Annotated in this window: 9 protein-coding genes; 4 read left to right on the top strand and 5 right to left on the bottom strand. The window is 69.0% G+C overall.

The window, feature by feature from the left end; genetic code table 11:
• Both VME70_08150 and VME70_08145 read left to right on the top strand, forming a co-directional pair.
• A partial coding sequence (locus VME70_08150) for a hypothetical protein (GenBank protein ID HTW20165.1) occupies positions 1-538 on the top strand: 538 nt, incomplete at its 5' end.
• A 115-nt stretch (positions 539-653) separates the two neighbouring features.
• Entirely contained in the window at positions 654-1,097 is a 444-nt protein-coding gene (locus VME70_08145) for an FHA domain-containing protein (protein HTW20164.1), read from the top strand.
• Positions 1,098-1,139: 42 nt separating this feature from the next.
• Here VME70_08145 and VME70_08140 read toward each other — a convergent pair whose 3' ends face one another.
• The 3 genes from VME70_08140 to VME70_08130 are packed head-to-tail and all read right to left on the bottom strand — an operon-like array spanning position 1,140 to position 3,867.
• Positions 1,140-2,069, bottom strand: a complete 930-nt coding sequence (locus tag VME70_08140; GenBank protein ID HTW20163.1) for a pseudouridine-5'-phosphate glycosidase — start codon at positions 2,067-2,069, stop codon at positions 1,140-1,142.
• Positions 2,070-2,079: 10 nt separating this feature from the next.
• Positions 2,080-3,201, bottom strand: coding sequence for a carbohydrate kinase (locus VME70_08135; GenBank protein HTW20162.1), 1,122 nt, complete (start codon positions 3,199-3,201; stop codon positions 2,080-2,082).
• A 21-nt stretch (positions 3,202-3,222) separates the two neighbouring features.
• A complete protein-coding gene (locus VME70_08130; GenBank protein HTW20161.1) occupies positions 3,223-3,867 on the bottom strand; it encodes a hypothetical protein in 645 nt (214 codons plus the stop codon).
• Between the two features lie 62 nt (positions 3,868-3,929).
• Between VME70_08130 and VME70_08125 the strand changes: the two genes are divergently transcribed.
• A complete protein-coding gene (locus VME70_08125; protein ID HTW20160.1) occupies positions 3,930-5,342 on the top strand; it encodes a PLP-dependent aminotransferase family protein in 1,413 nt (470 codons plus the stop codon).
• Between the two features lie 14 nt (positions 5,343-5,356).
• On the opposite strand, the gene VME70_08120 is transcribed toward VME70_08125, so the two are convergent.
• Positions 5,357-7,756, bottom strand: a complete 2,400-nt coding sequence (locus tag VME70_08120; GenBank protein ID HTW20159.1) for a fibronectin type III domain-containing protein — start codon at positions 7,754-7,756, stop codon at positions 5,357-5,359.
• Positions 7,757-7,966: 210 nt separating this feature from the next.
• Positions 7,967-9,088, bottom strand: a complete 1,122-nt coding sequence (locus VME70_08115; GenBank protein HTW20158.1) for a PQQ-binding-like beta-propeller repeat protein — start codon at positions 9,086-9,088, stop codon at positions 7,967-7,969.
• A 112-nt stretch (positions 9,089-9,200) separates the two neighbouring features.
• Between VME70_08115 and VME70_08110 the strand changes: the two genes are divergently transcribed.
• Positions 9,201-9,523 (top strand): hypothetical protein (locus tag VME70_08110; GenBank protein HTW20157.1); only part of this gene is annotated, 323 nt, incomplete at its 3' end.

Here is a 9,523-nt window from a genome sequence, read left to right as displayed (position 1 = left end):
CCTTCACTACACGGCTCTGACCGCGGCATCGGCGGCACTCGTGGTCGGAATCGGCGTGAGCCTGCTCCATGCCCGCCATCAATGGTTCGGACGTGGGTTGGTCGTGGTCGTGACGGCGCTCGCGGTGGTGTCCGCGATCTCCGTGGTCGGCCGCCGCCAAGAGCTGGCTTTCCCCCACCAGGCCTTCAGCGCCGCCGCGCCACCGGGCTGCGTGGCCGCGGACGATCCCACCGCGCTGATCGAGATGGACCGGCTGAGCAGCGACCTGCGGGCCGGGTGCCGGGTGCCGGTGGATGTGACGGGCATCAACTACGACCGGTTGCACAGGGTGGTCGACGGCCAATCCGTGAAACGACGCTTCAACCTCGCCTGGCAGCACTTCATCGTTCGCTACCTCACCAGCGGGACGAGCTTCGTGATCGACCGCCCGTGGGGGGACGAGCTGAACGCGGTCTCACGGCACGAGCTGGACCAGATGCCACCGATCGCCGCGGCGGACAACCTGGTCCTCCGCCGGGTGATCTCGAAGCATCCGTAGCGCCGGTCTCGACCTCTCGCTCCGCCCGACGGTCCGGCAGGGACTACTTCTCGGTCCCGTGGGAACGCTCTGGCTTCGAAACACTCAGACGACTCGTACCGAAGGAGCTGCTGTCATGGCGGAAACGCCGCCCCCGCAGTCCGGACGTCCGCGCCTGGTGGTGGCGACCGGTGGTCACGCATCGGCCGGCAGCCCTGCGGCGAGGGGCGAAGAAGTCGCCTACCTGCTAACCGGGAAACGGGTCACCATCGGGAGCGCGGCTGACCAGGACATCAGCTTGCACGGGCTCGCCCCCCAGCACGCAGTCGTCGAGTGGCTCTCGGACGGCGATGAGTACGTCTTCCACGCGCTGCGCGCAGACGGAAGCGCATTGATGAACAGTCAGATTCGCGAGACCGGCCTGCACCACGGCGACCGGATCGAGCTCGGCGAGTGGACGTTGGTCTTCCAGCGCGACGAGCACGCCGACCACATCCGCCGTGGCCGCGCGCGGCAGGGCGGGCAGTACGCCGGCGGCGGCATCACCTCTTCCGGCGGTCATCTGTCGGAAGGCTCGTAGCCGGCGCCGCGCGGCCGGCTCGGCGTACCGTTCGACGATCCGTCAGCGGGTCGATGTCGCCGCGTAGGCACGCACGATCTCAGCACCGAGCCGGGCGTTGTTGTTCACCAGCGCGATGTTGGCGGTGAGGCTGGCGCCGCGGGTGAGCTCCACGATCCGGCCGAGTAGATACGGCGTCGCGTCCTTGCCGTGGATGCCGCGCTCGTCCATGTCTTTGATTGCCTGCGCGATGATGCGGTCGATCGTCTCGGCAGGGACCTCGTCCGCTTCAGGAATCGGGTTGGCCACCACGATGCCGCCGTCGATCCCGAGCTCCCACTTCGCGGCCATGACCGCGGCCACCTCGTCGGGCGAGTCGACGCGGGCCGGCACCCGGTGCCCGCTGCTGCGGGAGAAGAAGGCGGGAAACTCGTCGGTGCGATAGCCGAGGACGGGAACCCGCAGGGTTTCGAGTGCTTCCAGCGTCAGACCGATGTCGAGGATGCTCTTCACGCCGGCCGAGACCACCGCGACCGAAGTGGTGGAGAGCTCGGTCAGGTCGGCACTGATGTCGAACGTGCGCTGCGCTCCGCGGTGCACCCCGCCGAGCCCTCCGGTGACGAACACCCGGATCCCGGCCAGGGCGGCCAGCCGCATCGTCGCGGCCACGGTGGTGGCGCCGTGAGCGCGCCTGGCGATCACGACCGGCAGGTCCCGAACGCTGACCTTGGCCACGTCGTCGCTGGTCGCAAGCAGCTGCAGGTCGGCCGGATCGAGCCCGACCCTCGGGCGCCCGTGGAGTACGGCGATCGTCGCCGGAATCGCGCCGCTGTCGCGAATGATCTGCTCGACGCCGGTCGCCATCTCGACGTTCTGCGGGTAGGGCATCCCGTGGCTGATGATCGTGCTCTCCAGCGCAACCACGGGCCTCCCCTCGGCCAGCGCGGTGAACACCTCGTCCGTTACGACGAGGTTCTGATCCGGTGTGGTCACACGGCCCTCCTCAGCCTGCCGACGCGACTGCCGACGCGAGTGCCGACTCGATGAGCCGCGGGGTGAGATCGGGCCGGACGGTGTGCGGGCTGGCGAGGGTCAGCACGGCCGCGGCCTGACCGAAGCGAGCCGCCTCGAGCGGTTCGCGACCACTCAAGACGGCGTAGCAGAACGCGGCAGTCATCGCGTCGCCCGCGCCGGTCACGTCCTCGACCGTTGCCTGGGCGGCCGGCAGCCACGTCGTACCGGAGGACTGCGTGCTGAGCAGCGAGCCCCGCGCGCCGAGCCGGACCCAGACCTGCTCGACACCGCGGTCGTGCAGGTCCTCGGCAGCCTTGCGCAGCTGGTGGTCGGTGCGGGTCGGCCGGCCGGTCAAGGCCGAGAGCTCGTCACGGTTCGGAGTCACGGCGTACAACGGCCGGTCGACGGCGATCGACTCCGCGATCCTGGCCGCCTTGGGGACACTGACCGGCTCGAGCACGATCGGCACTCCGGCGGCCGCCGCCAGGTCGCCGGCGTGGGTCAGCGCATCAGTGCCCAGGTTCCCGTCCACCACCACGAGGCCGGCAGTCGCGATGATGTCCCGCGCGCCATTGACCTGGTCGGCGCCGAGCGCGCCGACGGCGGCCATGTCGGACACCGCAACGATCATCTCGCCGTCGGCGTCCAAGACGGCGGTGTAGGTGCCGGTCGGCAGATCCGTGCGTTGGACGTACTCGCAGCGCACCCCTGCCGCGACGGTCTGGCTCAGCAGGCTGTCGCCGAGCGCATCACGGCCGATAGCAGTGACGAGGAACGTGCGTACGCCGAGCCGGGCGAGGTTTTCGGCGATGTTGCGCCCGACGCCGCCGGCGGTCATCGAGGCGCGACCGGGGTTGCTGGTCTTCGGCGTGGCCGGGGCAGTGCTGTGCGCCTTGATGTCGATGTTCGCTCCGCCGATGACGACGACGCCCGGTCGCTCGGCGAGCAGGTACCCGCGGCCGAGGATCACGCCCTTGCGGCCGAGGTTGGACAGGTGGACGTTGACCGCCGCGCGCGAGGTGCCGAGCCGCGCCGCGATGCCCTCCGACCCGATGAGCGGGTCGCGGCGCAGCAGCTCTACGATGGCGCGCTCTCTGGCCGTCAAAGTCACACTTGGCAGGCTAAGGAGTGCTTAGGTCAATAAGCAAGACGGCTCGGGGCGGCCGGCTTCGGCTGGCGGCCGCCCAGCAGCGTGGGGTGCCGGCGAGGGCCGGATCGCGAACAGCGGCAGCGTCACGTGCACGATCGGGCCGATCAGCAGCGCATAGGCAACCGTGCCGATCCCGACGTTCCCGCCGAGTGCCCATCCAACGAGCAGCACCGAGAGCTCGATCGTCGTACGGACCACCCGGATCGAGTGGCCGCGTCCGGCGATCCCTGTCATTAAGCCGTCCCGCGGACCGGGCCCGAGCCCGGCGCCGATGTACAGCCCGGTGGCGATGCCGTTGGCACCGATCGATGCCGCGAGCAGGACGGCGCGCACGACCAGCGAGTGCGGCGCAGGAACCTCCGCAAGCACGACGTCGATGACCGAGCCGATCACGACGACGTTGGCGATCGTGCCGACGCCCGGTCGCTGCCGCAGCGGGATCCAGCCGATCAGGACGACCGCCCCGACGATGATTGCCCAGGTGCCGACGGCGCCGCCGAAGGTGCGCGCCAGCCCTTGGTGCAGCACGTCCCACGGATCGACACCGAGCGCGGCGAGCAGCAGGCCTGCGTCGCTCAGCCCATAGAGCACGAGCCCGGCTGCAAGGTGAAGGGAACGGCGTTTCATGAGTCCATCGTCCGCAACTTGGCCTAGTTTTAATCAGGCCAAGTTGTTAGCCTTGGCCTGTGGTGAGCACCCGACGGCTGGCGGCCTGGCTGTCGCCGGCCCTCGAGGTGCGGCCGATCGGCGACGGCCTCGCCTACACCCTTCGGGCGCTCGTGCTCGACGGGCGCGTGATCCCCGGCGCACGCGTGCCTGCCGAACGCGAGCTCGCCGCGGTCCTGGGTGTCTCGCGTGCCACGGTCACCGAGGTCTACAACCGGCTCCGGGACGAGGGGTATCTGTCGAGCCGGTACGGCGCCGGGACCGTCGCGGCGCTGCCGGCTCCGCACCTGAGCCGACCCGACGAGGACAGCCCACCTCCCGGTGCGGTGCTCGACCTCACCGTGGCGGCGCTTCCGGCACCGGCGGAACTGCCCGAGATCGCCGCCGCGGCCGCCGTCGAGGACCTGCCGCAGCACCTCGGCGGCCCGGGGCTCGATCCGAGCGGGCTGTTCGAGCTGCGCCGCAGGATCGCTCGCGGCTACACGCAGCGCGGACTGGCGACCTCGCCGGAGCAGGTGCTGGTCACCAGCGGCGCGCTGCACGCGTGGGACCTGCTGCTGCAGGTCTGCGGCGCCCGTGGATCGACCGTGATCACGGAACAACCCACGTATCCCGCCGTCGTGGACGCGGCGCTGGCTCATCGAGCGCGCGTCGTGCCCCTTCCGGTCGACCAGTCCGGCTGGGACGTCGCGCCGCTCATCCGCCCGGCATCGCCGCCTGCGCTGGTTCACCTGACCTTCGACGGGCAGAACCCGACCGGGCTATGGGCTGATCCCGATCAGCGGCGGGAGGTCGTCGAGAGCTTCGCCGAGCCGACCGTCGTCGTCATCGACGAGACGATGCTCGAGTTCCGCCACCAGGCGCTGTCGGTGCGGCTCCCCCGGTTCGGGGGCTCCGCGACCGTGGTCCACGTGGGGTCGATGAGCAAAGCCTTCTGGCCGGGCCTTCGGGTCGGCTGGGTCCGCGGTCCCGGGACACTGATCCGCCGGCTCGCGGTCAACCGAGGCGGCCAGGACCTCGCGCCGCCGGTGCTCGACCAGCTGATCGCGACCCGCTTGCTCGATGCGGCACCCCGGATGCTGCCGGCCCGCCGGGCGATGGCAACGTCGCGTCGGGATGCCGTGGTCGCTGCAATCGCTGAGCTCGCACCCGCGTGGAGCCTGACCCCGCCGGCCGCCGGCCTGGCCGTTTGGATCAACCTGGGTCACTCGTCGAGCACGGCGCTGGCTCGCGCCGCCCTGCTCGGGGGCATCCGCGTGACACCCGGGCCACGGTTCACCGTGTCCGGCACACACGACGGCTACCTGCGCCTGCCGTTGACGTTGGCGCCTGATCTCGTGCCGGAGGTCATCGGAACCCTCGCCCGGCTGGCCGACGAGGTGCCCGCTGCCCGGACTCGACAGCGGACCGGCCCCGCGCACGCGTGGGCGGTCTGAGCGAGAGCTTCAGCTCAGGTGACGTCGAGCTTGAGCTTCTTCGACCTACCGCTCGCGTTGGTTGCGTCCGCGGACCGTACGACGCGCAGCGACACCTTGCCCACCTTGCCCGACGTAAAGGTGATGACGTAGCCGACCGTCTGCGTGCCGTTCGGCAGCTTCTGGTGCTTGGTCTTCGCGCCGCCGACCTTCTTCCACTTGCCGTTGACCTCGACCTCGAGGGTGACCCTCTCGCCGCTGGCGGCCGGTCGCACGACGCCGTACACCTCGACCTTGCTGCCATGTGCGGTCGTGGTCTTGCTGAGCGCAGCCTTGACCGCCTGCGCCACGCGGACCGTTGCGATTCCGCTGGTCGCGGCAGCATGCGCGGAGGTAGTGGAGTAGGAGAACTCGTACTCGGTGTTCACCGTCGGCTTGACCGCGGCCTTCGCGATCCCGCCCGACGTCGTGGTGACGGTCGTCACCGTGTGGAATCCACCACTGCGCCCGCCGCGGTCGAGGAGCTTCACCTTGCCGCCGGCGATCGGTGCGCCGGTCTTTTTATCGGTCAGCTTTGCCGACAGAGTCGCCCGCTTGCCGTAGGTGATCGTCGTCGAGTGCGGCGCGCTCAAAGCGCTCGGCTGCTGCGGCCCCTTCGGCGTGGCCCAGACCACATCAGACCAGGAACCGTCGACTACGCCGTTCTCCGCGCGGATCCGGAAGTCGTACGGCGTACCGTTCGTCAGGTTGCCGATCGTGTCGCTGATCGTCGAGTCGGTCGTGTCGTAGTCGGTGTCGGCGACCTGCCAGCTGGCGCCACCGTTGGTGGAGTCGTCGATCTCGTAGTACTGCAGAGCGACGCCGCCGTCGTCGGTTGGCGCAGTCCAGCCGAGCGTGACCCGGCGGTTGCCCGCGGTCGGCGTCAGCCCGGTCGGAGCGCCCGCCGCCTGGACCGCCGGCGCACCGCTCGAGGCGAGGTTGACGGTGATGTCGCCGTCACTGGTGTGGATGGTCAGGGTGCCTGCGGTGGCCCCGGAATCGTCGGCACTCGTCGCCTGCACGGTCACGCTGCACGCGCCTTGCCCGAAGCTCGCAACCAGCAGCGGAGCGTACGTGCAGTTGTCGCTCGTGACGGCGAAGCCGCCGGTCCCGCTTGTCACATCGGCGTCGACGCCGGAGATGGAGACCAAGCCGCCGCCCGCACTCAGCCGCTCGGTCTGCGACATCGGGTCGTTGGTAGCAACGGCGCCGAAGTCGATGTCTCCGGATGGAGCTGGGTCGGCGGAGGTTCCGGCTGTCTGCACCGAGCCCGCATCGCACGAGCTGTCGTCCGCCACGAGCTCTTCCTGGTCGGTCCCGTCGATGTTGCCGCACTCGGCCGCGCCGATCGCCGCTTCCGTCACGGGCTGGATCGACGGCGTAATCGCATCGCCGGTCGAGAGCGAACCGATCGTCGACGTCAATGTCTTGTCGGGATCGCTGAGGGTCGTGTTGGGGTTGCAGTCGCCGCCGAGCACGTTGTCACCGGCGTCCTCCGAGATCGCCCCGTCACAGTCGAAGCTCGTGTTGTCCCCGACGATCGAGGAGGCAAGCTGGTCGATGCTGCCGCCGATGCCGTCCACGTTGTGCGCGATCGTGTCGCCCCCGAGGACGAAGAACCCACCACCGTCGACGCCGTACTCGGTGTTGCCGGCAAACGTGCTCTCGTCGATGGACACGCCGTGGCTCTGGCCGGCGTTGATGAAGGCGCCGACGCCGTTGTCGATGAATGCGCTGTTCTCGATGTTGCCGTTGTAGAAGTCCTCACTGTCGGTGAAGTCGAAACCGTACTGCGAGACGTTCTCGACCAGAAGGTCGCGCACCGACAGCGGGGCGTTGGTGATATCGACGCCGCTGGTCGGTGCACCGGAGCCGGCGCCGTTGACCGTGAAGTTGACCAGGTCGATCGTGCCCCAGATCTCCGCCGGTTCCTGGAGGTTCAGCTGGTTCTCCAGGAAGTAGTCGTCTCCGGCGATCGCGGTGCAGTGGGCGTCGCTCCAGGTGAACTCCGAGAGGTCTGCCTCGAATCCGGTATACGAGTCGACATCGGAGGCGTTCTTCACACCTGCGAAGCCCACGCCTTGGATCGTGAGTGGGTAAGGGTCGTAGGGCAGCTGGACCGGGCAGTACTGGCCGGGCAGAAGGTCGATCGTCGCGTTCTCGCGGCTGTTGGCGTTCCACGCTTCAGCGGCGGTGATTGCCGACGTCAGGTTCTCGCAGGAGTACGTCGTCGAATACGCCAGCGTCGTCACATCCGGGCAGGCGACGAAGGTGCCGTCCGGCAGGGCCCGACCGGCCGCATGTGCCAAGGGCGCGGCGCCGAGGACAGCGACGGCAACAAGGACAAGGGCTGTGGCCCCACGGGCAGCGTGACGAAACGATGCGATGCCGGACATTGGACTCCCCCCGAGAGAGCGTGCAGGCAGCGTACCGAGGTTCACGGCTCAGGCCACGAGCAGCGCCGCACGACACCCTGACGGTGTCGGACCTCGACCGACGCACCCGCCGTGGCCCGTTGACCGGCGGGCTGCTGCATGATCGCGACCCGACGACCGGCTGCCGAACGCCGCGAGTCGCGCTGCGGCGAGGATCAGCACCACGCGTGGCTAGGACGTGGTCCCGGCGGCCGCGATCTGCTCGCGATGCCAGGTGCCCTTACCGTTGCGCGACCAGTACGCATTGAGCGAGCCGGCCGCGCCTTCGGCGGCGACGGTGACGTTGGCGCCGTCGAGGATGATGGCCGGGGCCGACCAGGCGCTCGCCGGGGCGGCCGCCTTCTCGCGGTGCCAGGCCTTCGCGCCGTCGGTCTTCCAGTAGAAGAGGAGCCGGCCGCCGGAGCCCACGGCGCTGACCAGCGCGCGCTTGTTGCCCGCGGTCATCGCGGGCGCAGACCGGGTCGAGCCCTTGCCGGCGATCCGTGCCTTCTTCCAACCGGAGGTGCCGTTCTTCTGCCAATAGAAGGACAGGCTGTGATGCGGGCCCTCCACCGCGATCGCGACGTCCTTGCCGTCATTGATCATCGACGGCCCCGAGTAGGCCGAGCCCTTGCCAGCCACCGTCTCCTTGTGCCAGCGCGAGGTGCCATGTCGTTGCCAGAAGAACAGCAGGCGATGGTGTGCGCCTTCGACGACGACGTTGACGTGGTTGCCGTCGGTCGTCATCGACGGCGCCGAGTAGGCGGTGCTCCTGCCCGCGACCTTCTCCTTGTGCCAACCGGGCACGAAGTTCTTCTGCCAGTAGAAGAGCAGGCTGTGCGCCTTGCCTTCGGCGACCACGTTCACGTTGTCGTGGTCGTTGGTCATGGACGGCGCGGAGTATGTCGTACCCTTGCCGGCCATCGTCTCCGGGTTCCACCCCGAGACCCCGTTCTCCGCCCAGTAGAACCGCAGGCTGTGGCTTTTGCCCTCAACGGCGACGTTGACATCGTTGCCGTCGGTGGTCATTGACGGCGCGGAGTACGTCGAGCCTTTAGCAGCAACCTGTTCAGGCGTCCATGTCGTGCTGCCGCTCGCCTGCCAGTAGAAGAAGAGCCGGTGATCCGTGCCCTGGACAGCGACGTTCACGCTCGTTCCGTCGACCGTGATCGAGGGGCCAGTCCCCGCTTCGGCCGAGGTGGCTGCCGCGGTCGCCCCCGCACAACAGATCGCGGCCAGCGCACCGACCGAGACCGCGTGCACCCAGGTCCGGCGGCCCCCCATGACACGGCCGCTCATCAGCGTCGTACTCATTGTCTCCGCTCCTGTCCGCTCCCATGACGGAGGCAGACACCCCCCGGTGGCCGAGCGAACCAACCCTACCGACCAGCACGCCGATGCGCACAAGATCGTTAGCATCACCGTTGTGTCAGCGTCGGTCGTCTATGACCCCGGTCAGTGGCACGACTTCTTCGTTCTGGTAGGGACCGGCTCGGCGACTCTGGCGGGCCTGGTCTTCGTGGCGATGACGATCAGCCTGCGCGACCTGATCGGCGACGCCACGCACAAGTACCGGGCGATCAACATGCTGGTGGGCTTCACGTCCGCGTTCGTCATCTGTGCGTTGGCGATGGCGGGCCACCAGACGCACCACACACTCGGCGCGGAGTGGTTCTTCGTGGCCCTGCTCGCCACGGCGGTGAACACCAACGGCTACGTGCAGGCATTCCGCCTTCGCAGCAGTCTCTA

The sequence above is a fragment of the Mycobacteriales bacterium genome, from assembly GCA_035504215.1.
Classification (GTDB): domain Bacteria; phylum Actinomycetota; class Actinomycetes; order JAFAQI01; family JAFAQI01; genus DATAUK01.
The sequence above is the reverse complement of the archived record's forward strand: the minus strand, read 5'-3'. Positions and strand labels throughout refer to the sequence as shown.